Source organism: Bacillus cereus group sp. BfR-BA-01441, from assembly GCF_022663075.1.
Classification (GTDB): domain Bacteria; phylum Bacillota; class Bacilli; order Bacillales; family Bacillaceae_G; genus Bacillus_A; species Bacillus_A cereus.
This window is the reverse complement of the sequence record NZ_JAKUEU010000277.1, coordinates 1-391: the sequence shown is the minus strand read 5'-3', so window position 1 is coordinate 391 and position 391 is coordinate 1. Positions and strand designations below refer to the sequence as shown.

The following is a 391-nucleotide window of genomic DNA, read 5'->3' as shown; positions in this document are numbered from 1 at the left end:
AGCAGTTGGTGCATCCTTCACTGCGCCTGGCGGAACTCCAGATGCGAAAAAAGCTGAAGAAGAGGCTAAGAAAAAGGCCGATGAAGAAGCTAAGAAAAAAGCTGATGAAGAAGCCCAGAAAAAGGCTAATGAAGATAAAGTAAAACAAGACGAAGCTAAGAAAAAGGCTGAAGAAGAGGCTAAGAAACAACAAGAACAACAGCAAGAACAACAACGTAAACAGCAAGAAGAAGCTCAAAAGAAAGCTGATGAGGAAGCTAGAAGAAAAGCTGAAGAAGAAGCTAAGAAAAAAGCTGATGAAGAAGCTAAGAAGAAAGCTGAAGAAGAGGCCAAGAAAAAAGCTGAAGAAGAGGCTAAGAAACAACAAGAACAGCAACACCAAAATACCGGA

1 pseudogene is annotated in these 391 nt (G+C 40.9%); it reads left to right on the top strand.

The window, feature by feature from the left end:
- Positions 1–391 (top strand): annotated as a pseudogene (locus MR107_RS32095) (penicillin-binding protein); the annotation flags it as partial.